General features: G+C 64.4%; 19 protein-coding genes. 9 read left to right on the top strand and 10 right to left on the bottom strand.

Features of this window, described 5'->3' with window-relative positions:
• Positions 1-78: 78 nt before the first annotated feature.
• Positions 79-1,398, top strand: coding sequence for a tetratricopeptide repeat protein (locus C8C98_RS14405; RefSeq protein ID WP_121454839.1), 1,320 nt, complete (start codon positions 79-81; stop codon positions 1,396-1,398).
• A gap of 109 nt (positions 1,399-1,507) precedes the next feature.
• Here the strand turns inward: C8C98_RS14405 and C8C98_RS14400 are convergent, their stop codons facing one another.
• Both C8C98_RS14400 and C8C98_RS14395 read right to left on the bottom strand, forming a co-directional pair.
• Complete coding sequence (locus C8C98_RS14400) at positions 1,508-2,449, bottom strand: bestrophin family protein (protein ID WP_121454838.1); 942 nt, start codon at positions 2,447-2,449, stop codon at positions 1,508-1,510.
• An 88-nt stretch (positions 2,450-2,537) separates the two neighbouring features.
• Positions 2,538-3,095, bottom strand: coding sequence for an HNH endonuclease (locus C8C98_RS14395; protein ID WP_099658432.1), 558 nt, complete (start codon positions 3,093-3,095; stop codon positions 2,538-2,540).
• A 236-nt stretch (positions 3,096-3,331) separates the two neighbouring features.
• On the opposite strand from C8C98_RS14395, the gene C8C98_RS14390 reads away from it, so the two are divergent.
• From C8C98_RS14390 to C8C98_RS14375, 5 genes are all read left to right on the top strand, one after another.
• Entirely contained in the window at positions 3,332-4,381 is a 1,050-nt protein-coding gene (locus C8C98_RS14390; protein WP_121454837.1) for a bifunctional riboflavin kinase/FAD synthetase, read from the top strand.
• 108 nt (positions 4,382-4,489) lie between these two features.
• The gene (gene ileS, locus C8C98_RS14385) at positions 4,490-7,357 is read left to right on the top strand and encodes an isoleucine--tRNA ligase (protein WP_121454836.1); all 2,868 of its coding nucleotides are present in this window, start codon (positions 4,490-4,492) and stop codon (positions 7,355-7,357) included.
• Positions 7,358-7,867: a signal peptidase II gene (gene lspA / locus C8C98_RS14380; protein ID WP_099740463.1), complete on the top strand. Its 510-nt coding sequence runs from the start codon at positions 7,358-7,360 to the stop codon at positions 7,865-7,867.
• Positions 7,868-8,072: 205 nt separating this feature from the next.
• A complete protein-coding gene (locus C8C98_RS21815) occupies positions 8,073-8,210 on the top strand; it encodes a hypothetical protein (protein ID WP_158600171.1) in 138 nt (45 codons plus the stop codon).
• Positions 8,207-9,865 (top strand): Na/Pi cotransporter family protein, encoded by a 1,659-nt coding sequence (locus C8C98_RS14375; RefSeq protein ID WP_121454835.1) that lies wholly within the window; start codon positions 8,207-8,209, stop codon positions 9,863-9,865. The genes C8C98_RS21815 and C8C98_RS14375 overlap by 4 nt, the downstream gene beginning before the upstream one ends.
• A 48-nt stretch (positions 9,866-9,913) precedes the next feature.
• Here C8C98_RS14375 and C8C98_RS14370 read toward each other — a convergent pair whose 3' ends face one another.
• Together C8C98_RS14370 and C8C98_RS14365 are read right to left on the bottom strand one after the other, a co-directional pair.
• Positions 9,914-10,834: a shikimate dehydrogenase gene (locus C8C98_RS14370; protein ID WP_121454834.1), complete on the bottom strand. Its 921-nt coding sequence runs from the start codon at positions 10,832-10,834 to the stop codon at positions 9,914-9,916.
• 103 nt (positions 10,835-10,937) lie between these two features.
• Entirely contained in the window at positions 10,938-11,936 is a 999-nt protein-coding gene (locus tag C8C98_RS14365) for a bile acid:sodium symporter family protein (RefSeq protein WP_121454833.1), read from the bottom strand.
• 125 nt (positions 11,937-12,061) lie between these two features.
• On the opposite strand from C8C98_RS14365, the gene C8C98_RS14360 reads away from it, so the two are divergent.
• Positions 12,062-12,979 carry a LysR family transcriptional regulator gene (locus C8C98_RS14360; protein ID WP_121454832.1) on the top strand — a complete coding sequence of 306 codons (918 nt, stop codon included), beginning with the start codon at positions 12,062-12,064 and terminating at the stop codon, positions 12,977-12,979.
• 29 nt (positions 12,980-13,008) lie between these two features.
• Here the strand turns inward: C8C98_RS14360 and C8C98_RS14355 are convergent, their stop codons facing one another.
• Entirely contained in the window at positions 13,009-13,875 is an 867-nt protein-coding gene (locus C8C98_RS14355) for an NUDIX hydrolase family protein (RefSeq protein WP_121454831.1), read from the bottom strand.
• Positions 13,875-14,858 carry a quinone oxidoreductase gene (locus tag C8C98_RS14350; protein WP_121454830.1) on the bottom strand — a complete coding sequence of 328 codons (984 nt, stop codon included), beginning with the start codon at positions 14,856-14,858 and terminating at the stop codon, positions 13,875-13,877. Before C8C98_RS14350 ends, C8C98_RS14355 begins: the two co-directional genes overlap by 1 nt.
• A gap of 183 nt (positions 14,859-15,041) precedes the next feature.
• Here C8C98_RS14350 and C8C98_RS14345 point away from each other — a divergent pair, with 183 nt between their 5' ends.
• Positions 15,042-15,941: a DMT family transporter gene (locus tag C8C98_RS14345; protein WP_121454829.1), complete on the top strand. Its 900-nt coding sequence runs from the start codon at positions 15,042-15,044 to the stop codon at positions 15,939-15,941.
• Between the two features lie 55 nt (positions 15,942-15,996).
• Here the strand turns inward: C8C98_RS14345 and C8C98_RS14340 are convergent, their stop codons facing one another.
• The 3 genes from C8C98_RS14340 to C8C98_RS14330 all read right to left on the bottom strand — a co-directional run bounded on the left by C8C98_RS14340 (position 15,997) and on the right by C8C98_RS14330 (position 20,805).
• On the bottom strand, positions 15,997-18,666 hold the full coding sequence (locus tag C8C98_RS14340) for an EAL domain-containing protein (protein WP_121454828.1): 2,670 nt from the start codon (positions 18,664-18,666) through the stop codon (positions 15,997-15,999).
• Positions 18,663-19,757, bottom strand: a complete 1,095-nt coding sequence (locus tag C8C98_RS14335) for a TRAP transporter substrate-binding protein (RefSeq protein ID WP_121454827.1) — start codon at positions 19,755-19,757, stop codon at positions 18,663-18,665. The genes C8C98_RS14340 and C8C98_RS14335 overlap by 4 nt, the downstream gene beginning before the upstream one ends.
• A gap of 220 nt (positions 19,758-19,977) precedes the next feature.
• Positions 19,978-20,805, bottom strand: coding sequence for an SDR family oxidoreductase (locus C8C98_RS14330; protein ID WP_121454826.1), 828 nt, complete (start codon positions 20,803-20,805; stop codon positions 19,978-19,980).
• Between the two features lie 62 nt (positions 20,806-20,867).
• On the opposite strand from C8C98_RS14330, the gene C8C98_RS14325 reads away from it, so the two are divergent.
• Positions 20,868-21,548, top strand: coding sequence for an SH3 domain-containing protein (locus C8C98_RS14325; protein WP_121454825.1), 681 nt, complete (start codon positions 20,868-20,870; stop codon positions 21,546-21,548).
• A gap of 48 nt (positions 21,549-21,596) precedes the next feature.
• Here C8C98_RS14325 and C8C98_RS14320 read toward each other — a convergent pair whose 3' ends face one another.
• On the bottom strand, positions 21,597-22,538 hold the full coding sequence (locus tag C8C98_RS14320; protein WP_121454824.1) for a DMT family transporter: 942 nt from the start codon (positions 22,536-22,538) through the stop codon (positions 21,597-21,599).
• Between the last annotated feature and the right edge of the window lie 199 nt (positions 22,539-22,737).

Genomic DNA, 22,737 nt, shown 5'->3' with positions numbered 1-22,737 from the left:
AGGGTTTCACAGCCAATCCACAGGCGCAGCAAAGCCTGGCAGGCCGCTATCGGTCTGTTTGCAGCGATCCATGCACCCATGAGCGTTAACGCGACCGACCCCAATCTCAAGCACCTGCAAAAAGCCCGCGAGCAAATCGCCAAGGGCGATCTCAAGAATGCGGCACTGACCCTGAACAAGGCCAACAAGCAATGGCCCCAAGACCCACGCGTCTTCATGCTGGGCGGCCTGATGGCAGAGAAATCCGGCAACATCAAGGGAGCATTCGAGGCCCTGCGCAAATCCGTTTCGCTCTCGCCAGAATGGGCACCGGGCCTGTTGGAACTGGCTCTGCTGCATGCCCGCCAGAACCAGTTCAAGGATGCCGTGGAAACGGCAGAAAAAGTGGTGGCCCTGGAGCCTAAGAACCTGACGGTGCTGGCCGGTGTGGTGGACATCGCCCACCGCGCGGGCCACACCGACATGGCCATTCGCCACCTGCGTCGTGGCCTGGAGCTGGTGCCCAACGATGTGATGCTGCGCCGCCTGCTCGCGCGCGATTTGACCGAGCAGAGCCAGTTTGAAGAGGCGCTGGCCCTGTGGGCGGGACTGATTGCCGAAAACCCCAGCGACCATGAATCCCTGGTGGGCCGCGTGCAAACGCTGCTGGTCTGCGGCAAGGCGGCAGACGCGCTGTCGGACACCCAAGCCCTGCTGGCGCTGGCACCGCAAGACGAGGTCTACCAGTATTACGCCCAACTGGCCCAGGGCCAGGTGCCCAGCCAGCAACCTCCTGCACTGATGCGCCACCTGTTTGATGGCATGGCAGATGTGTACGACGGGCACATGGTGCGTGGCCTCAAGTACCAACTGCCCAAGCAAGTGGCAGAAAAGATCGTGGCGCGCTACCCCGACAAGCACCTGAATTTGCTGGACCTGGGCTGCGGCACCGGGCTGCTGGGTGTCTGCCTGGGCCCATTGAATGGCGGCTACATGATCGGGGTGGACCTGTCCACCAAAATGGTGGAACAAGCGGCGCGCCACAAGGTGTACGACCGCTTCCACACCGTGAACCTGCACGATGCACTGCGCGATACCCCCGATGGTTTGTACCAAGTCATCACGGCGCTGGATGTGTTCATCTACGCGGGCGATCTGACCACGGCCATCCCGAACGCGCTGCGGGTGCTGGCAGCCGATGGCCAACTGATCTTCTCGTGCGAAGCAGCCGATGAAAACGGTCCCGATTTGGTGCTGCAGGCCAATGGCCGCTACACCCACAAGCGCAGCCATGTAGAGGCGCTGTGCCGTGCGGCGGGCTTTGACGAGGTGGGCGTGGAAGACACCACCCTGCGCACCGAAGGCGGCACGCCAGTGCAAGGTTTTGTCGTGACGGCGCACAAACCTGCGGCAGCCTGATGCCCTGACCCTGCGCTCCAGCAGGCCCAACAAAAAAGCCCCGGTCTTGCGAACGGGGCTTTTTGCTTTCGCACGGCAACGGGCGAAGGCATGCAGATGCGGGACCCATTCAAGTCAGCAGGTAATCCACCGGCAGCAAAGGCGCGGGCAAGTCGCGCTCGCCCAGCGCTTCGCGCAGGTTGATTTCAATGGCCCGACACAGCGTGTCCAGAGGCAAGTCGTTGCTCTCCAGGCCAAAGGGCTCTTCGATCTCATCGCCCAGTGCATCCAGCCCAAAGAAGGTGTAAGCCACGATGGCCACCACAAACGGCGTCATGAAGCCAGTGGTGTCCACCAAGCCGAAGGGCAGCAAGAAGCAATACAGGTAAGCCGTGCGGTGCAGCAGCAACGTGTACGAGAAAGGGACCGGGGTGTTGCGAATGCGTTCGCAAGAGGCTGCCGATGCCGTCATGGCCGACAGGGTGGCGTCAATGCCCGCGGCAAGGCAGGGGTCGATGCGCCGCTCACGCAGGCACAGCGCCAAGTCCTGCCCCATGCCCTGCATGATGGCATCGGGGCGCTGCGATGACTGCGCCACACGCGGCCAGTCTTCGGCAGGCAACCAACGCTGCAGCAGCGCGTCATCGCTTTGCGCACGCAAATGCAGACGCAACGCATGCACAAAGGCAATGGCGCGGTGCACCATGCGTACGCGCACATCGCCCGCGCGGTCCGACGGGTCCACCGGCTGATTCAGTTCAATCAGGCTCAGGCACTGCCGGGACAGGTTACGCGTGCGCAGCACCAGGTCCCCCCACAGCTTGCGCCCTTCCCAATAGCGATCGTAGGCCGTGGTGTTTCTGAAGCCCAAAAAGATGGCCAGCGGCAAACCCATCAGCGTGAAGGGGATCGGGGTTAGGGTGATCTTGAACGTGAACAGGCTGCCATGGGCCAAGGTGACCACGGTGGCCAACAGGGTGTTGAACAGCAGCGTCCAGCGAATGCGCTGAAGGATCGAGCCCCGCAGCAGCAGAAACAACCGCAGCCCGGAAGGCCGATCGCGAACAATCATGGGATCAAATCAAGGGGAAACCCTTATTTTTTCACAAACCTATTACCCGACCAGACTGCAACCCTGCCCAGGCGCTGTGCCGAACGCGCTAAGCCGACAACCGCGACGACTTGGGCACATGCGCCATCAAAAACTCCATCTGGTCCACCAAGATACGGCGGTTACGCAGGATGAAATCCTCCCACAGGCTGGGCACGTAGGGGGTGTAAAGCAAAGGCATGTGGGCCTGCTCGGGAGTGCGTGGGCCTTTGCGGTGGTTGCAGGCGCGGCAGGCGGTGACCACATTCATCCAGTGGTCCTGCCCATGGTGGGCAAAGGGCACGATGTGCTCACGGGTGAGTTCTTCCTCATGAAAATGCCCGCCGCAGTAGGCACAGACATTCCGATCGCGCGCAAACAGCTTGCTGTTGGTCAGGCCTGGTTTGAGGTCAAACGGATTGATGCGTGGCACGCCCTTGGTACCGATGATGCTGTTCACCGCAATCACCGACTGTTCGCCCGTTACAGCGTTGTGCCCACCTCGAAAACGCGCGATCTGCGCGCCGGACTCCCAGCGCACCTCACCCGCAGCGTAATGAATGACCGCTTGCTCCAGCGTAATCCACGATTGGGGCAGCCCTTGGGCTGACAGCTTCAAGACCTTCAAAACACGCCTCCTGGAACTCTGGGTACACAAGGATTCGGAACTCGGATGTCTCGGGATGGCCCTGGGTCGGCGCCATTCAGGCCCTCTTGCACGCCAGCCCCGCCCAGTTACGCTCGTGCGTGGGGCAAAGTGTCACAAGAAGAAGCCTCGGTCACAATATACTCCGTTTTCATGACAAATTGGCGTCTTGCGCTTGATCTGTGAGCGCTAGCTGCTATCAAAAAGATAACATACCGATGAAGATTTTTCGCGGATTTCACCACCCCGGCATCGCCCGCGCGTGCGCGTTGACCATCGGTAATTTCGACGGCGTGCACCGTGGCCACCAGGCCATGCTGGCGCTGTTGAACAACGAAGCCGCCCACCGAGGGGTGGAGAGTTGCGTGCTGACCTTTGAGCCGCACCCCCGCGACTACTTTGCCGGTGCGCTGCACAAGCCCGAGCTGGCCCCGGCCCGCATCGGCACCCTGCGCGACAAGTTGACCGAGCTGGAGCGCTGTGGCGTGCAGCAGGTGGTGGTGCTGCCGTTCAGCGCACGCCTGGCCGCGCAAACTCCACAGGCGTTCATCGACGAGGTGCTGGTGCAAGGCCTGGGGGTGCGCTATGCGCTGGTGGGCGACGATTTTCGCTTTGGCGCCCAGCGCGCGGGCGACTACGCCATGCTGGATGCGGCAGGCCAGGCCCAGGGCTTTGACGTGGCCCGCATGAACAGCTACGAGGTGCGCGGCCTGCGCGTTTCCAGCTCTGCCGTACGCCATGCCCTGGCGCAGGGCGACATGGAGGCAGCAGCCACCCTGCTGGGGCGCCCCTACACCATCTCAGGCCATGTGGTGCACGGCCGCAAGCTCGGCCGTGAGCTGGGCGCCAGCGCGCAGGGTGCACAGGACGGGTTTCGCACCCTGAACCTGCGCTTTGCCCATTGGAAGCCTGCCGCCAGCGGCATCTTTGCCGTGCTGGTGCACGGCCTGGGCGCAGCGCCCTTGCCCGGCGTGGCCAACCTGGGGGTGCGCCCCTCACTGGACCCGAGCGACGTCAACGGCGGCCGGGTGCTGCTGGAAACCCATTGCCTGGACTGGCCCTCCACCCTGGGGCCCGAGGGGGCGTACGGTAAAATCATCCGGGTGGAACTTCTGCACAAACTGCACGACGAGCTCAAGTACGACGGTCTCGATGCCTTGACGAAGGGCATTGCGAAAGACTGCGCCGATGCGCGAGCGTACTTTGCCTCGGCCCAAGCCCCCTCGCACACCGAAACCCGTCGCCAGACCACGCGCGACCGAATTTAGAGGGCTGCCTGCGCGCAGCGCCTGCGGATTGCAGGCCCACCTCTGTCTTTGCATCCCTCGTTTTTCGCGCCGGGTCTGCCCCGGATTGCACCGTTTTAAGGCTTCTTCATGTCCGATAACGCCAGCCCCACCCCGTCCAGCGGCACTACTGCAGTGGACTACCGCGCCACGCTGAACCTGCCCGACACCAGTTTCCCCATGCGCGGCGACCTGCCCAAGCGCGAGCCAGGCTGGGTCAAGGAGTGGGAAGACCAGGGCATGTACAAGCGCCTGCGCGATGCCCGCCATGGCGCGCCCAAGTTCATCCTGCACGACGGCCCTCCCTACGCCAATGGCCAGATCCACATGGGCCATGCGGTCAACAAGATCCTGAAGGACATGATCACCAAGGCGCGCCAACTCGAAGGCTTTGACGCGCTGTACGTGCCCGGCTGGGACTGCCACGGTCTGCCCATCGAAAACGCCATCGAAAAGCTGCACGGCCGCAACCTGCCGCGTGACGAAATGCAGGCCAAGAGCCGCGCCTTCGCCACCGAGCAGATCGCGCAGCAAATGACCGACTTCAAGCGCCTGGGCGTTTTGGGCGAATGGGACAACCCCTACAAGACCATGAACTTCGCCAACGAAGCGGGCGAAATCCGTGCGTTCAAGCGCGTGATGGAGCGTGGCTTTGTGTACCGTGGCCTCAAGCCCGTGTACTGGTGCTTTGACTGCGGCTCGTCACTGGCCGAGTTCGAGATCGAGTACCAGGACAAGAAGAGCACCACGCTGGATGTGGCCTTCAAGTCACACGACCCGGCCCAGCTGGCCGCAGCCTTCGGCCTGCCCGCGCTAACCAAAGACGCGTTTGTGGTCATCTGGACCACCACCGCCTGGACCATCCCCGCCAACCAGGCACTGAACCTGAACCCCGAAATCACCTACGCGCTGGTCGATGCGGGCGAACGCCTGCTGCTGGTGGCCGAGCCCCTGGTGGCGTCGTGCCTGGAGCGCTATGGCCTCACGGGCAGCGTGCTGGCCACCACCCTGGGCAAGAACCTGGGCGGCCTGGAGTTTGAGCACCCGCTGTACGACGTCGATGCAGGCTACCGCCGCCTCGCCCCGGTGTACCTGGCCGACTACGCCACGGCCGACGACGGCACGGGTATCGTGCACTCGTCGCCCGCCTACGGTCTGGAAGACTTTAACTCCTGCCGCGCGCATGGTATGGCCTTGGACGACATCCTGAACCCCGTGCAAGGCAACGGCACCTACGCGGCTGACTTCCCGCTGTTCGGCGGCCTGCACATCTGGAAGGCCGTGCCCGTCATCATCGAAGCCCTGCGCAACGCGGGCCGCCTGATGACCACCAAGGACATCACGCACAGCTATCCACACTGCTGGCGCCACAAGACGCCGGTGATCTACCGCGCCGCCGCCCAGTGGTTCATCCGCATGGACGAAGGCGAAGGCGTATTCACCAAGGCTGGAGAAAAGCCCGCCAAGACGCTGCGCCAGATTGCCCTGGACGCCGTCGAGCACACCAGCTTCTACCCCGAGAACGGCAAGGCCCGCCTGCACGACATGATCGCCGGGCGGCCCGACTGGTGCATCTCGCGCCAGCGCAGCTGGGGCGTGCCCATCCCGTTCTTTCTGCACAAGGATTCGGGCGAGCTGCACCCGCGCACCATGGAAATCATGGACCAGGCAGCAGCCATCGTCGAAAAGGGCGGCATCGAGGCCTGGAGCCGCGTGACGACCGAAGAAATCCTGGGCGCTGAAGACGCCCCCCACTACACCAAGAGCACCGACATCCTGGAAGTGTGGTTTGACTCCGGATCCACCTTCAGCCACGTGCTGCGTGGCACGCACCCCAACGTGCACCACGACACCGGCCCCGAGGCCGACCTTTACCTGGAAGGCCACGACCAGCACCGGGGCTGGTTCCACAGCTCACTGCTGCTGGCCAGCGCGCTGGAAGGCCGTGCGCCCTACCGTGGCCTGCTCACGCACGGCTTCACCGTGGATGCCAAGGGCATCAAGATGAGCAAATCGCTCAAGAACGGCATCGATCCTCAGGAGATCAGCAACAAGCTGGGCTCAGAAATCATCCGCCTGTGGGTGGCCGCCAGCGACTACTCCGGCGACATCGCGGGCGACGAGAAGATCCTCGCCCGGGTGGTGGACGCGTATCGCCGCATCCGCAACACCCTGCGCTTCTTGCTGGCCAACGTGAGCGACTTTGATCCCACGAAGGACGCCGTGCCATTTGGTGACATGCTGGAGATCGACCGCTACGCCCTCACCCGCGCAGCCGAATTCCAGGCCACGGTGCTGGCCCACTACAAGGTGTATGAATTCCACCCCGTGGTGGCCAAGCTGCAGCTGTACTGCTCGGAAGACTTGGGCGGCTTCTACCTGGACGTGCTCAAGGACCGCCTGTACACCACAGCACCCAAGAGCCTGGCCCGCCGCAGCGCCCAGACCGCGCTGTACCAGATCACCCACGCCATGCTGCGCTGGATGGCGCCATTCCTCTCCTTCACGGCCGAAGAGGCATGGAAGGTGTTTGGCAGCTCCAACTCCATCTTCCTGGAGACCTATGGCTCCATCGCCAGCGCCGACGAAGGCCTGCTGGCCAAGTGGACACGCATCCGCGAGATCCGCGACGTGGTGAACAAGGAGATCGAGACGCTGCGCGCCGCAGGCCAGGTGGGCTCGCCCCTGCAAGCCAACGTGACGCTCACGGCAGCTCCCGAGGACTACGCCTTGCTGAGCAGCCTGGGCGACGACCTGAAGTTCGTGTTCATCATTTCCGCTATCGAATTGGTAGCTGGTAGCGCTTTGCAGATCAGCGTTACGAGCAGTTCCAGCGCCAAGTGCGAACGCTGCTGGCACTACCGCGACGATGTAGGCCAAGACGCAGCCCACCCCACCATTTGCAGCCGTTGCACCAGCAACCTCCATGGCGCCGGTGAAAACCGGGTGTGCGCTTAAATGGCGGGCGCGCAAACCTTCGGCGGGCAGTCTGTGGCCCGCAGCATGGGCTGGTGGCTGCTGTGGGCCGTGGCCATTGTGGTGGCCGACCAATGGACCAAGGACCTGATCCTGCGCAACTACCAATGGGGTGAAGCCACACACATCACAGGCTTCTTCAACATCGTGCGCGCCCACAACACCGGTGCGGCGTTCTCCTTCCTGTCGAATGCGGGGGGATGGCAGCGCTGGCTGTTCACGGGCATTGGGGCCGTGGCCAGTATTTTCATTGTGTGGCAGTTGTACAAGCACCCCACCCAAAAGCTGTTTTGCTTTGCGCTGGCCAGCGTCATGGGTGGCGCCATCGGCAATGTGGTGGACCGCCTCATGCACGGCTACGTGGTGGATTTTCTGGACTTCCACGCCATGGGCACGCACTTCCCCGCATTCAATGTGGCGGACTCCGCCATCACCGTGGGGGCTGTTTGCCTGATTCTGGATGAACTGCTGAGAGCACGGCGCGAGCGCTGAACCGATGCAGCCACACTGTGGCGTCCATCCCCACCCAACGGCCCGCCTTGTGCGGGCCGTTGGCGTTATGGCATGTGCCATATGCGTCATGCACGATGCCTCGCCAGCCTCATGGGCTTCTGCGCGGACGCTATCGATTCAGGAGTATGCTTGTGTGTCAATTTGATGAAAAACAAGGGTGAGCGCGTTTTTTGCATAACCCGTTATGCGATCGCTCAACGGCCCGGCCAGCACCTGCGGTGTTTCGGCCAAAGGTCGGCAAGAGCCACGCGACATGCTGCGGGTGGGTGCTGAACAAGCCCGCCGCAAGCACCACAACAAGAACAACGACGGTATTTCATGAAGCATCTGTTGAACCTACTGGCCGCTGTGGCCCTGCTCATCTGGGGCACCCATCTGGTGCGCACCGGCATCCTGCGTGTGTTTGGCGCCAACCTGCGCCAGCTCATCGCCCGCAGCGTCAGCACGCGGTTCACGGCGGTGCTGTCCGGCATGGGGGTCACGGCGCTGGTGCAGTCCAGCACAGCCACGGCGCTCATCGTGTCATCGTTCGTAGGCCAGGGGCTGGTGGGGCTGCCTGCGGCGCTGGCCGTGATGCTGGGGGCCGACGTGGGCACCAGCGTGATGGCGGTGGTGTTTGCCATGGACCTGTCCTGGCTGTCGCCCCTCTTCATCTTTGTGGGGGTGGTGCTGTTCATCTCGCGCAAAGACACGGCCGTGGGCCGCGTGGGGCGAGTGCTCATTGGCCTGGGCCTGATGCTGCTGGCGCTGCGGCTGATCACCGAATCCACCACCGTCCTCACCCAGTCACCCACCGTGCGCACCCTGCTGGGCGCACTCACCAGCGATTTGCTGCTGGAGATTTTCACGGGCTCGGTGCTGGCCGTGCTGTCTTACTCCAGCCTGGCCACTGTGCTGCTCACGGCCACGCTGGCGGGCTCTGGCGGTATTCCGGTGGACGTGGCCCTGGGCCTGGTGGTGGGGGCCAACCTGGGCAGTGGCCTGCTGGCCGTGCTCACCACACTCAAGGCCAATGTGCAGACCCGGCAGGTGCCAATGGGCAACCTGATGTTCAAAGTCATCGGCGTGGTCATCATGACCCCGCTGATTGGCCTGTGGCTGCGCCACGCACGCCCCTATGTGCCCGACACCGCGAGCCTGGTGGTGCTGTTCCACCTCGCGTTCAACCTGGTGGTGGGCCTGGTGTGCATCGGGCTCACCCGCCCCGTGTCCAGGCTGGTTCAGCGCATTCTGCCCACGGCCGATGCGCAAGCCCCGTCCGCAGGCAGCCGCCCGCAGCACCTGGACCCTTCTGCACTCGCCACCCCCTCACTGGCCATCTCCTGCGCCGCCCGCGAGGCGCTGCACCAGGCCGACGTGGTCGAGTCCATGCTGCTGGGCCTGCACCAGGTGATTCGCAGCGATGACCAGAAGCTGGCAGAAGACCTGCGCAAGCTCGACGACCAAGTCGATGGCCTGTACTCGGCCATCAAGTACTACATGACCAAGATCTCTCGCGAGGCACTGGACGAGCGCGAGGGGCGGCGCTGGGCCGACATCATCAGCTTCACCATCAACATGGAGCAGATTGGCGACATCATCGAGCGCGTGCTGATCGACATCGAGGACAAGAAGATCAAGAAGGGCCGTCAATTCTCTGAGGCAGGCATGGAAGAAATCAATGAGCTGCACACCCGCCTGGTGGCCAACCTGCGCCTGGCCATGAGCGTGTTTCTGAACGGCAACGTGCGCGATGCACAAAAGCTGCTGGAAGAAAAAGCACGCTTTCGCGATCTGGAGCGAGCCTACTCGGCCACCCACCTGGCGCGCCTGTCCGACAACACCGTGCAGAGCATCGAGACCAGCTCCCTGCACATTGACCTGATCAGCGAACTCAAGCGCATCAACTCGCTGCTGTGCTCCATTGCCTACCCCATCCTGGAGTCCGCTGGCGCGCTGGCCCCCAGCCGCCTCAAGCCCACGCCCGATCAGGTGTGACGTTGCGACAACGTCGACTGCATCGGGTAGCAGTCAGCGGGCATTCGGTCAGGCCACGCTGGTGCAGGGGTAGCGCAGGGGCTGGGTGATCTCGGCCGCCAGCGCAGGTGGGTAGATCAGTTCACGCACAAAGTTCGCGTCCTCGCGCACCATCTGCGCAGCCTCTGGCAGGCCAAAGTAGTCCAGGTAAAACGGCATCTGCTGGATGAGCATCTCAAACCCCGGCTGCGCATGCAGCCCACGCGAGCGGGCGGCGCGCACCAGCGGGGTGGGCTGGTTGCGCAGCAAGATGTCAAACAGCGCGGCATGCGGCTCCATACGGCCCACATCGCAGGGCAGCGGGTCGTCCTTGCCCAGCCCCACAGCCGATGCGTTAACCACCAAGTCGTAGCCTGCGGGGTCACTGCTGTCCACCGCGACCACATTGGCGTCAAAAAATCCATCCAGCTCCGTGGCCAGCCCAATCGCTTTACCGGGCACAGGGTCGTAGAAGGCGATGAACTCGGCGCCCTGGGTGGTGCCGCCTTGCGCCAGAGACACCCCAATGGCCGCAGCACTCACCCCTGCACCCAAAATCAGCACACGCTTGCCCCTGTAGGGAATGTTGAACCAATCGAGGGCACCCAAAATACCTTCGCCGTCAAACAAATCACCTTCGAGCTGGCCTTCGCTGGTGCGTCGCACGATGTTGACCGAGCGCGCCACCCGCGCCACCAGCCCGCAGCTGTCCAGCAAATGCACCACCTGCGGCTTGTGGGGCGGCGCAATGATCACACCCTTCACGTTGCGCGCCAAAAACGTCGCCTTGAGCCACACGGCAAAGTCCCGTTCACGCACCTGCACCGGCAACATCACCGCGTCCAGGCCGCAGCGCTCAAACACCTTGTTGAACATGCGCGGTGCCCGCACGTTGGTGATGGGGTCCCCCGGGATCAGATAGATGTCGGTGCCGCCAGAAATCTTGGCCATAGAGGTCTCGCTCAAAAAAGCAGGCCCGGGCTTTGCAGGCCAGGCGGGTGTCATCGGAAGCCAACAACTTTAATCCCAAATGGCCACCGCCCTGCCCTGCATCTCATTCGCCTGCAGGTGCCTGTCCGTCGCGCCGCGCATAGCGCTGCGCCAGCACCGCGCACACCATCAGCTGCATCTGGTGGAACACCATGAGCGGCAGCACGATGGCGCCCACCGCATGCGATGCAAACAGCACCTTGGCCATGGGCACGCCGCTGGCCAGGCTCTTTTTGGAGCCACAGAACACGATGGTGATTTCGTCCTCTTTGGAGAACCCCATGCGCCGCGAGGCCCAGGTGGTGGTGGCCAAGGCCAGGGCTAGCAACACGGCGCACACCACCAACAGGCCCAACAGGGCTGGCAACGGCAGTTGCTGCCACAGCCCTTCCACCACCGCCGCGCTGAACGCCGTGTACACCACCAGCAAGATAGAGCCCTGGTCCACAAACTTGAGCACGGCGGCCCGGCGCTTGACGAAGCCACCGATCCAGGGGCGCAGCAAGTGGCCCGCCACAAAAGGCACCAACAGCTGCAGCATGATGCGGCCGATGTTGGCCAGTGCACCGGGCTGTGCAGAGCCTGCCGTGTGCTGTGCCTCGGGCAACAGCAGGCCCACCAGCACCGGGGTGATCACAATGCCCAGCAGCGTGGAGGCCGATGCACTGCAAATGGCCGCAGGCATGTTGCCGCGCGCCATGGCGGTGAAGGCAATGGCCGATTGCACCGTGGCAGGCAACACGCACAGGTACAGGATGCCGGTGTAAAGCCCCGGAGTGACCAGGCCCTGCAGCACAGGGCGCAGCGCCCAGCCCAGCAGCGGGAACAGCACAAACGTGGCGCCTACCACCACGAGGTGCAGCCGCCAGTGCGACAGCCCCGCCACGATGGCATCGCGCGAGAGCTTGGCCCCGTGCAGGAAGAACAGCAGCGCCACAGCGGCCACCGTCAGCCCCTCCAGCGCCTGGGCAGCAACGCCCGATGCAGGCAGCACGCTGGCCACCGCCACGGTGCCCAGCAAGGCGAGTGTGAAATTGTCAGGAAGAAAGCGGGAACGGGCCATGGGTCAAAACACACGCAAAGTCATGAACAGGGAGCACTGGCAAACCAGGGCCAAGGAGTTGCATTGGACTCCAGCACTATTCCAAAGAGAAATGGATTTCTCTGATGGATTTATGATTTGAGCGCATGAACATCACCCTGCGCCAATTGCACGTGTTCCAGTCGGTCGCTGGTACCCGCAACTTCAGCCGCACCGGCGATGCCGTGGGGCTGACCCAACCGGCCGTGAGCCGCTGCATCACCGAGTTGGAGGCCCAGATGGGCCTGAAGCTGCTCAACCGCACCACGCGGGAGGTGACACTGACCGACGCAGGCCAGCGCCTGGCGGCACGCTTGCCCCGCGTGCTGGAGGAGCTGGAAACCACCCTGCTGGATGTGCGCGAGCTGGCGACTGAGCGGCGTGGCCGCGTGCGCGTGGCCAGCAGCCCCACGCTGTCGGCCAACCTGATGCCCGATTGCATTGCCCAGGCCCACAGCGCCCTGCCAGGGCTGGAGCTGGTGCTGCTGGACCGCATTCAAACCGCCGTGCTGGCCAGCGTGCTCTCGGGCGAAGTCGATTTCGGCGTGGTGATTGACCCCGGCGAACGCGAGGCCCTGGCCTGCGAGACCATCCTGACCGAGCCCTTTTGCCTGGCCTGCCCACCCGGCCACCGGCTGGCCCGCAAGCGCCAAGTGCGCTGGGCTGACCTACAGGGCGAGGCCCTGGTGCTGCTGGACCACGAATCGGGCAGCCGCCGCCTGATCGACCGCGCCCTGGCCGAGCACAGCGTGCAATGCACGGTGGCGCAAGAGGTGGGCCACCCCACCACCATCTTTCGCATGCTCGATGCGGGGCTGGGCATCTCCGTCATTCCCACACTGGCCATACCGCCCGAAGGGTTGCCGCAACTGGCCGTGCGTCCCCTGCTGCCCCGCATCAACCGCGAGATCATGCTGGTGCACCGGCGCAACCGCGCACTGTCGCCAGTGGCGCAGGCGGCATGGGATTTGGTGCGGGATGTGGCGGCGCAACAGGCCAGTTCACCGCCCAGCCCGCGAGCTTAGAACCTGTGGATGATCCAGAAGGAGGGCCGCTACCAGCCGTAAAAGCCAGCCAGCACCAGCGCGGCCTCTGAGGTAAAGGCACCCTGCGCCATGCGCTCATGCACCTGTGCTGGGGCCAGCAGCTCAAACCGCTCCACCTCTCCGTCCTGGTTGTTGGGCTCCAGCGCGTGCGGCACCTGGGCGTGGAACCAGTCGATGCGCTCGACCATGAAGCCCACGCCACCGCCTTCGCGGCTGGGGCGGCTGAAGTCGATATGGCCACCGTGGGTGACGGTCTCCAGCTGGGCGACCTCCAGCCCCGCCTCTTCCCAGGTTTCGCGGGCCAAGGCCTGGGGTAGAGAATCGGCGGCAGACACCATGCCGCCCATCAGCGTGTCCCACATGCCGGGGTTGTTGGGCTTGGTGAGCGAGCGCTTTTGCACCCACATGCGGCCATCGGGCGCCAGGCCCACCAGGTGCACGGCGCGCGTGGTGATGCCCAGCACGCGCACGGCGCCCCGCTCCACCGTGCCGACCACCTCGCCCCGAGGGTTGGTCACGGCCAGTTGCTCATTGCGCCACGGACCGCAGCGGCCTGCGGCATGCAGGACGGCAGCCACCGCATTGAGCGCCAAGCTGATCTCATCGGGCGCCACCTGCAAGTGCCATACGGCCCCTGCACTTCGCTCCTCAATTGATAGCTGGTAGCGCTTATCCATCAGGCGCTGCAGGCCAATTTCATTCAAAAAACCCTTCGCCACCGAACCCACCACCTGCCCCGCTGCCACCAAAGGCATGCGGGGCTGGGCTGCAGGCTGGCGCGCCGCCTCACGGGCGGTGGCCAGCCACTGGGCCAGGGCCGCATGGGGTGGCACGAGTCTGGGTTTCAACGCATTCAACACAGGCACACGCACCATCACAGCGTGAGGATGGTGCAGCCGGTGGTCTTGCGCGCTTCCAGGTCGCGGTGGGCTTGCTGCACGTCGGCCAGTGGGTAGCGCTGGTCGATGTGGATCTTGACCTGGCCGCTGGCGACCACCGCAAACAGATCGTCGGCCATGGCCTGCGTGGCTTCGCGCGTGGCGATGTGGGTGAACAGCGTTTGGCGCGTGACGTACAGCGAGCCCTTGGGGCCCAGCATGCCGGGGGCAAAAGCAGGCGCGGGGCCGGATGCGTTGCCAAAGCTGGCCATCAGGCCAAAGGGGCGCAGGCAATCGAGGGATTTGTCCCAGGTGTCTTTGCCGACCGAGTCGTACACCACCTTGACGCCCTTGCCCCCGGTGATGTCCTTCACGCGGGCGCCAAAATCTTCAGTGCTGTAGTTGATGGCATGGGCGGCGCCGTTGGCCAATGCCAGCTGGCATTTGGCGTCTGACCCAGCCGTGCCGATCAGCTGCAGGCCCAGGGCCTTGGCCCACTGGCAGGCGATGAGCCCCACCCCGCCCGCAGCGGCATGGAACAGCACAAAGTCACCAGGCTGCAGGCCTTCCACCGGCAGTGTTTTCTTGAGCAGGTACTGCGCCGTCAGGCCCTTGAGCATCATGGCAGCGCCGGTCTCAAAGTCGATGGCATCGGGCAGCTTGCACACCGTCTTGGCGGGCATGACGCGCGCCTCGCAGTAACTGCCGGGGGGCGCGCTGGCATACGCTGCGCGGTCGCCGGGTTGCAAGTGCGTGACGCCTTCGCCCACGGCCTCGACCACCCCAGCGCCCTCCATGCCAATGGTGGCGGGCATGCCCAAGGGGTACATGCCTGTGCGGTGGTACACGTCGATGAAATTCAAGCCCACGGCGCGGTGGCGAATACGGATCTCGCCGGGTCCGGGCTCGCCCACCGGCACATCAACAATCTGGAGTTCTTCGGGACCGCCGTGCTGGCGGATCTGGACGGCAAGGCTCATGGCAACAGGCTCCTGTGAAAGATGGAACGCGCCCATGGCGCGTGCAGGACAAACGGCCGCCATCCTGCCATGAATCCGCCGGACTTGCCTGGTAAGACTTCTGTGGAGCCAAGGCGGGATGGTGGGCAGCGGACAGTACCCCTTCCCTGCAGCGCGTACGCCAGGGCCGTTACATTTCTGGGCATGACCCAAAGACTCACGCCCGGCACCGCGGCGCTGCTGGTGACGGCGCCGCTGCTGTGGGCCGGCAACGCCGTAGTAGGCCGGCTGGTGCACACCATGATTGCACCCATCGCCCTGAACTTCATTCGCTGGCTGCTGGCTTTCGCCATCTTGCTGCCCCTGGCGCACGCGGTGCTGCGCAAGGACAGCCCGCTGTGGCCGCACTGGCGGCGTTATGCCGCGCTGGGGCTGCTGGGCATCGGGTTGTACAACGCGCTGCAGTACATGGCGTTGCAAACCTCCACGCCCATCAATGTGACGCTGGTGGGCTCCAGCATGCCGGTGTGGATGCTGGCGGTGGGCACGCTGTTTTTTGGCGCCAAGGTCACGCGCCAGCAGCTGGCCGGTGCGGTGCTGTCCATCGCTGGGGTGCTCATCGTCTTGAGCCGGGGCGAGTGGGGCCAGTTGCTGGCGCTGCGCCTGGTGCCGGGTGACCTCTTCATGCTGCTGGCCACGGGGTCTTGGTCGTTTTACAGCTGGCTGCTGGTGCGCACCAGCGAGCCCGCCAGCCTGCGCGGCGACTGGGCGGCGTTTTTGATGGCGCAGATGGTGTTCGGCCTGGGCTGGTCGGGCGCGTTTGCGGGCGTGGAATGGGGCCTGGGCCGCACACACATTGACTGGAGCTGGCCCCTGGCGGCGGCGCTGGCCTTTATTGCCGTGGGGCCCGCCGTGCTGGCCTACCGCTGCTGGGGCGTGGGCGTGCAGCGGGCGGGGCCCGCCGTGGCGGGTTTCTTCATCAACTTGACGCCGCTGTTTGCCGCGCTGCTGTCGGCCGCGTTTCTGGGCGAGACGCCCCACCTGTTCCACGGCGTGGCGTTCGCGCTGATCGTGGGCGGGATTGTGGTGTCGTCCAGGCGCTGAGGGTCTATCGGCGTCAAAGGGGGTCAAAGGGGTCAACAGACGCGGCTGGAGGCGTTCAGGCCTCCAGGCCTGCGGCAGTCGGATCACGCGCCAGCAGGGCTTCGAGCTCATGCACGGGCATGGGGCGACCCAGCAAATAGCCCTGGAAGTAGTGACAGCCATAGCGTGCCAGGGTGTTGCGCTGCTCAGCGGTTTCCACCCCCTCGGCAATCACATCCAGCTCCAGGTTGCGCGCCATGCCAATGATGGTCTGCACGATCACATCGTCGGTCTGCCTGGCGCCCAGGTTGCGCACAAAGGACTGGTCGATCTTGAGCTGGTCCAGCGGCAGGCGCGTGAGGTAGGCCAGGGATGAATAACCTGTGCCAAAGTCGTCCACCGAAAACCGCACGCCCTTGGTCTTGAGCTGCACCATCTTGGCAATGGTGTCGTCCACATCGTCCAGCACCAGCGATTCCGTCAACTCCAGCTTGAGCAGGTGGGCATGGGCCCCGGTCTCGCGCAGCACCTCGACCACCCTGGCCACAAAGTCGCGCTGGCGAAACTGCCGCGCACTGACGTTGACCGACACCTGCACATGCTGGTAGCGGGCATCGCCCTTCCAGGCGGCGAGTTGCTCGCAAGCGGTGCGCAGCACCCAATGGCCAATGGGCACGATCAACTCGCTCTCTTCAGCCACGGCAATGAACTGCCCTGGCGCCACCAGACCGCGCTCAGGATGGCGCCAGCGGATGAGCCCCTCCACCCCCACGATGCGCCCATCCAGGCGCTGCTGGGGTTGGTAATGCAGCTCAAACTGGCTGCCTGTGATGGCCAGTTGCAAGTCGTTTTCCAGTTGCACCCGCTGGTTGATAGCGATCTGCATCTGCGGGTCGAAAAAGCACAGCGAATTGCGCCCCTGCGACTTCACCTGGTACATGGCAATGTCGGCCTGCTTGAGCAGGTCGGTGGGGGGCTGCATGTCTGGCCCGATGAGGGTGGCGCCAATGCTGGGGGTGCTGTGGTAGGTGTGTGCGCCCAAGGCGTAGGGCATGTTCAGACGGCGCAAGATCTTCTCGCCCACCCGGCGGGCCAGCGACGCGGCCTCTTCGCTGCTGGTGGCGAGGTTCTTGAGCATGATCACAAACTCGTCCCCCCCCAGCCGAGCCACGGTGTCTTCGGTGCGCACACAGGCCTTCAGGCGCTGGGCCACTTGGCGCAGCAGCACGTCACCCACCTCGTGTCCCAAGGTGTCGTTGAGGGTTTTGAAATGGTCCAGATCCAGAAACAGCAAGGCGCCATGCAGGCCGCTGCGGGCGCTGGCGGCCACCGTCTGCTGGATGCGGTCCATCAACAAACGGCGGTTGGGCAAGCCAGTGAGTGGGTCGTAGAAGGCCAGGTTTTCGATCTCGGCGCTCGCGCGGCGCAACTCGGTCACGTCGTGGTACGTGATCACCAGGCCTGCATCGGGGGTGGCGCGCTCGGTGACCTGGATCACGCGCCCATCGGGCAGGCCCTGCTCGTGCGGGCCCTGGGGGTTGCGCTGCACTGCCACGCGGTGCTCCACCCAGCGCAATTGCTCATCGGCACTGGCGTTGTCCAGGTGGTGGCGGGCCTTTTCCATCAGCAGGTCCCGAAAGGGCACCTGCGCTGCCAATTGGCCCTTGAGCCACGGGTATATCTCTTCAAAGCGCCGGTTCCACTGCACCAGGCGCATCTGGCTGTCGAGCAAGACAAAGCCGCTGACCATGGACTCCAGGGCTTCGTCCAGCGTGGCCTTGGAGTGGGCAATGGCCAGGCGCGCCTGCGTCATGCGGTCCAGGTAGCGCATGGACACTGCGCCCACCAGCACCATCATCACCACAAAGCCCAAGGTCGTGAGCATGATGCCGTCGCGGGTAGAACGCCATGCCGCCAACGCATCGTCACGCGGCACGCTCGCGGCTATGCGCAAGTCCTGGTACATCAAAGGCCGATATACCACCAGGGCCAACTCCCCACTCAAGCGCGCACGCGCTTGCCATGCCGGGCCCAGCACATCCAGATCGGCCAGTGGCGGCGCCAGGGAGCGGGCCAGCGCGTCCTCTTGCCGGGGCATGGTAAGCAGCGCCTGGCCCGCAGCGCGTTCCAGCGTCACTTGCAGCCCTGCGATGTCCATGCCCTGGGTGAGCACACCCGCCAGCGCGGTGACCGGCACTTCGGCCACGGCCAACATCTGGGTGCCATCGACCAGCCGCATCTGCCGGGCCAGGTACAGCACACGCTCGGCGCTGACAAAGCTCACGGCCGGTGCGCTGACCATCAGCATCGAGACCGGTTGCTCAAACACCGATGCCGCAAAGCCCGCAGGCAGTGACACCGATAGCGAGGCCCCGGCCGCATCGGACGAAGCGAACACGCGCCCCTGCGTGTCCAGCAGCGCCACATAGCGCACCATCAGGTTCTGGCGGGCAGAGCTGCGCAGGCGTTGGCTGGCCACCTCAGGGTCCAGCCACTCGGGGCGCGCGCCTGACAGCTCCAGCATCTCGTCCATGCTGGCCAACAACACGTCCACCGCCAGCAAGGAGCGGTTGAGCGCCGACTCCGCGCTGGACACAAATCGATTGGCACCGCTGGCACTATCGGCCAGCGCCACCTGCCTGGCGTTCAGGATGAGGGTGACGGCCACGGCCACCACGGCCAGCACGAACGACGCGACACCGCCCCACACGAAAAGTTTGATGCGCCGGGGTACCGCCACGTTCATGGGACTTTGGGGGCCATGATGCCGCGCACCGGCCCGATGGTGGTGTTCCAGACCTGGGCACAGCGGGCGCCACAGCGCTGCAGCCAACGTGGGAGCACGGTCGAGGCGAGGATCTCACTGCGGCGGCGCTCATCCTGCACAGACACAGGCACCACCACCAGGCGCCCCTTGCGTCCGCCGACGCACTCTGCAGCCCCCCGGTTGCAGGCCATGCCATCGGCCGTCTCCCGTTCGGACTCCGCCCAGATAGAGGACTCCAGCTTGGGCAACTCGCGCCGCAGCAACTCGCGCAGGTCTGCAGGCAATGCCGCCCAGGCGGTGCGATTGGCCCCAAACACCGCCAACCCCCAGGTCACAGGCAGGGCGTGCACATGGGTCATCAGGGTGTGCAAGCCCAACGTGTTGCCCGACATGGTGCCGGTGATGGCACAGTCGGTGTTGCCCGCCGTGAAGCTGGGCACGATCTGCGCAAACCCTGTCAGCACGGGCTCTGCGCCCAGGGCACTCATAAAATCGGCCTGGGTAGAGGAAGACACGCGCACCCGCCGCCCCGACAAGTCTGACAGCCCACGCAATGGCTTGCCGCAAAACACCACCTGGGCTGGATATACGTAAATGGCAAGAGGCTCCACCCCATGCTGCTCGCGCAGCGTTTTTTCCAGGTAGGGGCGAAACGCCGCCAACGTGCTGCGCAGGGTGGCAATGTCGGGGTTCAATCCCGCCAGATCGGGGGCGGTGTACTCGGGGTACTGCGCCGTGAAGGAGCTCATCAGCGCCGTGCCAAACGGCACTACCCCCAGCTGCAGCAAGCGCAGCATCTCTGTGCCAGGCACGCCAGCACGGTCAAAAGGAACGATCTCTGCGATGTAGCGCCCGCCACTTAGGCGTGGCAGTTCACGGGTCCAAAAAGGCTCTTCGCGGCGCGTGTACTGGCTCAGGTCCGCCAACCCCCCCACCACACGCAGGTGGTAAGACGCCGCCTGCTGCTTGGCCTGGGGCCATGCCGCCGTAGCCACCAGACCGCCCGCGCAGCAGCACACCAAAGCAGCGCAGTGGAGAAACAATCGCAGCGGACGTGATAGGCGAAACATGGCAGCCGGACAACCCTGGTTCGTGAAGAGTCTCACTTTTCAAGCGGAAAAGCCAAGAAGCACCACCCTGCGGGCCACAGGCGTAGCGGCAACCATTGTGCCTACGCTACGCCCACCCCATCCTCAAAACAACCACGTTTGGACACATTTAATTGACACTGATCAAGAGCAGGTGCCCACCTCGCGCACCGCTCGCCAGCGGTGCGTCGCTTGACCGCGCTCAAGCCCCTGGGTAAGCACCACCGTCGGCCAGCACATTCTGGCCCGTCATGTAGGCAGCGTGCACGCTGCACAAAAACGCGCAAATGGCCCCGAACTCCTCAGGCGTGCCATACCGCCCGGCAGGAATCTGCGCCTGCTGCGATGCTCGGATTTCATCCAGCGCCTTGCCCATCTTGGCCGCAGCCGCGCCAATGGTGGCGGCGAGCCGGTCGGTATCGAACTTGCCGGGCAATAAATTGTTGATGGTGACTCCCTGCGCAGCCAGCTTGCTGCGGGCCACGCCTGCGACAAAACCCGTGAGGCCGCTGCGTGCTCCGTTGGACAAACCCAACACGTCAATCGGCGCCTTCACTGCGCTGGAGGTGATGTTGATCACCCGGCCAAAGCCGCGTGATGCCATGCCATCCACCGTGGCCTTGATCAGCTCAATGGGCGTGAGCATGTTGGCATCCACCGCTTTGATCCAGGCATCCCGATCCCAATCGCGGAAGTCCCCAGGGGGTGGCCCACCCGCATTGGTGACCACGATGTCAAAGTCGCGCCCCGGCCCGCCTGCTGCGGCAAACACCGCCTCGCGGCCCTGCGCCGTGGTGATATCGGCCGCTACGGCGAGCACCACGGGTTGTGGGTGCTTCAGCCCTCCAGCGCTTATCTGAATGGCGCTGTCAGCTATCAATTTTGCAGCAGACTGAGCCAACACATCGGCGTTGCGAGCGTTGATCACCACGTTCACCCCCTCGCTCACCAGCGCTTGCGCGCACCCCAACCCCAAGCCTTTGCTCGCGCCACACACCAGCGCCCATTTGCCCGCAATTCCCAAATCCATAACAATCTCCGGTTTGCATGTTGATGCTCGATTCCAAAGCATCATAAATTGAGGCACCCACCATGAACTGGCTGAACCATCTAGCCCTTGCCAGCGGCTTGGCTTTGACTGTTGCACTCCCCTTTGGCACGGCGCATGCGCAGACTGCCGTGGTCAAACGCTCGACGGAGCTGCGCGAATCCCCCGCAGACAACGCCCCCAGCCTGGGCGCCATCCCCGCCAACACTCAGGTGACGCGAACCTCCGAGCGCAATGGCCCTTGGGTCAAGGTACAAACCCCTGAGGGCGCCAGCGGCTGGGTGCACAACTTGGACATGGGCGCCGCCAACTCAGCGGTCCCATCGGGCAACAACAACGCCAGCACCGGCAGCATGCGCACCCTGGGCGGCGTACTGGGCCGGGGCGGCACCAGCACCACCACACCCACCAGCACTGCCGGCACCCGGGGCTGGGGGAACGGCAAAGGCGCACAGGCCCCCGCAGGAGCCCAGCAGTCGCAGGATGGGGACGATGACGACATGGGCGAAGAGACCCCCGCCCCCACCAAGGGACAGCAAGGCGCACGCAACGCCAATACCGGCAATGGCAACAAGGCATCGGCCTACCAGCGCCCTCCCAGCAACAACCCACAAGCCCCTACGGCCCCGGGTCTGTCGACCTATTCGTCGGGCAACAATAACAACTGGGGCATGGGCAACGGCAACAACAACGGTGGTGCCAACAGCTGGGGCAACAACAAGTAAGGCCGCCACCCCCCAAAAAAAGCAGGGGCCCGCGCTGCGGGCTCATGGCTAGCCTACTGCCGCCTTGCGCGCCAGGCGGGTGAACACAAAAATGCCTGCCACCACTAGGCAGGTGCCTACCGCCAGCCACAGCGTAAAGGGCTCCCCCAAGATCCAGATGCCCATGAAGATGGTGGACAAAGGCCCCACCATGCCCGCCTGCGCTGCCATACCGGCCCCAATGCGCTCAATGGCCATCATCACCATGAGTACTGGCGCGGCCGTGCACAGCGTGGCGTTGAGCACCGACAACCACAACACCTGCGGGGCCACGATGGCGGCACTGAGCGGCCGCAGCACCACAAACTGAACCAGGCAGCAAATGCACGCGACGGTGGTGGCGAGCCCAACCAGGCGCAATGCGCCGATGCGCTGGACCATCTCTCCGCTGTACACAAGGTAAACGGCATAACTCACAGCGCTGAGAAACACCAGCAACGCCCCCCACGCCGCCTGCCCGCCTTGCGACTGGGCTTCCAGTCCGAAGACCAGCACCACCCCGCAGTAGCTGATGAGCATGCCCACCGCCTGCCCCCAATGGATGCGCTTGCCGTACAGCGCCCAGCCCAGCAGCACCACCAAGGTGGGGTTGAGATAAAGAATCAGCCGCTCGAGGCTGGCCGTGATGTAGGCCAGCCCGGCAAAGTCCAGAAAACTGGCCAGGTAGTACCCCGTCACGCCCAGCCCCAACACACCCCACACATCCTTGCGCGACAACGGCGGCTTGCCCCGGCTGGCCCACCAGGCCATGGCGGCAAAGATGGGCAGCGCAAACAGCATGCGGTACATGATGAGCGTGACCGCATCCACCCCATGCCGGTAGGCCAACTTGACGATGATGGCCTTGGCACTGAAGGCGATGGAGCCCAGCAACGCCAGCGCAAGGCCTACCGCCAGGCCAGAGGCGGGAGATGCGGCAGGCACTGCAGGGGAGGACTTAGACACAGGCATTCTTCCGGACAAGGCGACGAGCGACGAGCTGTGGCCCAGCAGGCGCCGAGCGCATCACAGGCCAAAACGACGCACCAGTGTGGCACGGCTTGACCACCCGCAGCCATCGACACTGAGGGAGGCGGGCCACGCCGCCAACGATGCCCACGGCCCCAGCCTCCAACCACTGCCGCGCACACGGCGGTGCCAGGACTGGCCA

It is taken from the genome of Acidovorax sp. 106 (assembly GCF_003663825.1).
GTDB lineage: Bacteria > Pseudomonadota > Gammaproteobacteria > Burkholderiales > Burkholderiaceae_C > Acidovorax.
Note: the sequence above shows the minus strand (reverse complement) of the source record. Positions and strands in the feature narration are given on the sequence as shown.

Excerpts from the sequence above, each read along its gene's own strand:
- C8C98_RS14350 (WP_121454830.1), bottom strand. The coding sequence starts at position 14,858 with ATGAGCCTTGCCGTCCAGATCCGCCAGCACGGCGGTCCCGAAGAACTC.
- C8C98_RS21815 (WP_158600171.1), top strand. The coding sequence starts at position 8,073 with ATGCGATCGCTCAACGGCCCGGCCAGCACCTGCGGTGTTTCGGCCAAA.
- C8C98_RS14345 (WP_121454829.1), top strand. The coding sequence starts at position 15,042 with ATGACCCAAAGACTCACGCCCGGCACCGCGGCGCTGCTGGTGACGGCG.
- C8C98_RS14400 (WP_121454838.1), bottom strand. The coding sequence starts at position 2,449 with ATGATTGTTCGCGATCGGCCTTCCGGGCTGCGGTTGTTTCTGCTGCTG.
- C8C98_RS14370 (WP_121454834.1), bottom strand. The coding sequence starts at position 10,834 with ATGGCCAAGATTTCTGGCGGCACCGACATCTATCTGATCCCGGGGGAC.
- C8C98_RS14330 (WP_121454826.1), bottom strand. The coding sequence starts at position 20,805 with ATGGATTTGGGAATTGCGGGCAAATGGGCGCTGGTGTGTGGCGCGAGC.
- C8C98_RS14340 (WP_121454828.1), bottom strand. The coding sequence starts at position 18,666 with ATGAACGTGGCGGTACCCCGGCGCATCAAACTTTTCGTGTGGGGCGGT.
- C8C98_RS14405 (WP_121454839.1), top strand. The coding sequence starts at position 79 with ATGAGCGTTAACGCGACCGACCCCAATCTCAAGCACCTGCAAAAAGCC.
- ileS (WP_121454836.1), top strand. The coding sequence starts at position 4,490 with ATGTCCGATAACGCCAGCCCCACCCCGTCCAGCGGCACTACTGCAGTG.
- C8C98_RS14355 (WP_121454831.1), bottom strand. The coding sequence starts at position 13,875 with ATGGTGCGTGTGCCTGTGTTGAATGCGTTGAAACCCAGACTCGTGCCA.
- C8C98_RS14360 (WP_121454832.1), top strand. The coding sequence starts at position 12,062 with ATGAACATCACCCTGCGCCAATTGCACGTGTTCCAGTCGGTCGCTGGT.
- C8C98_RS14325 (WP_121454825.1), top strand. The coding sequence starts at position 20,868 with ATGAACTGGCTGAACCATCTAGCCCTTGCCAGCGGCTTGGCTTTGACT.
- lspA (WP_099740463.1), top strand. The coding sequence starts at position 7,358 with ATGGCGGGCGCGCAAACCTTCGGCGGGCAGTCTGTGGCCCGCAGCATG.
- C8C98_RS14365 (WP_121454833.1), bottom strand. The coding sequence starts at position 11,936 with ATGGCCCGTTCCCGCTTTCTTCCTGACAATTTCACACTCGCCTTGCTG.
- C8C98_RS14375 (WP_121454835.1), top strand. The coding sequence starts at position 8,207 with ATGAAGCATCTGTTGAACCTACTGGCCGCTGTGGCCCTGCTCATCTGG.
- C8C98_RS14320 (WP_121454824.1), bottom strand. The coding sequence starts at position 22,538 with ATGCCTGTGTCTAAGTCCTCCCCTGCAGTGCCTGCCGCATCTCCCGCC.
- C8C98_RS14390 (WP_121454837.1), top strand. The coding sequence starts at position 3,332 with ATGAAGATTTTTCGCGGATTTCACCACCCCGGCATCGCCCGCGCGTGC.
- C8C98_RS14335 (WP_121454827.1), bottom strand. The coding sequence starts at position 19,757 with ATGTTTCGCCTATCACGTCCGCTGCGATTGTTTCTCCACTGCGCTGCT.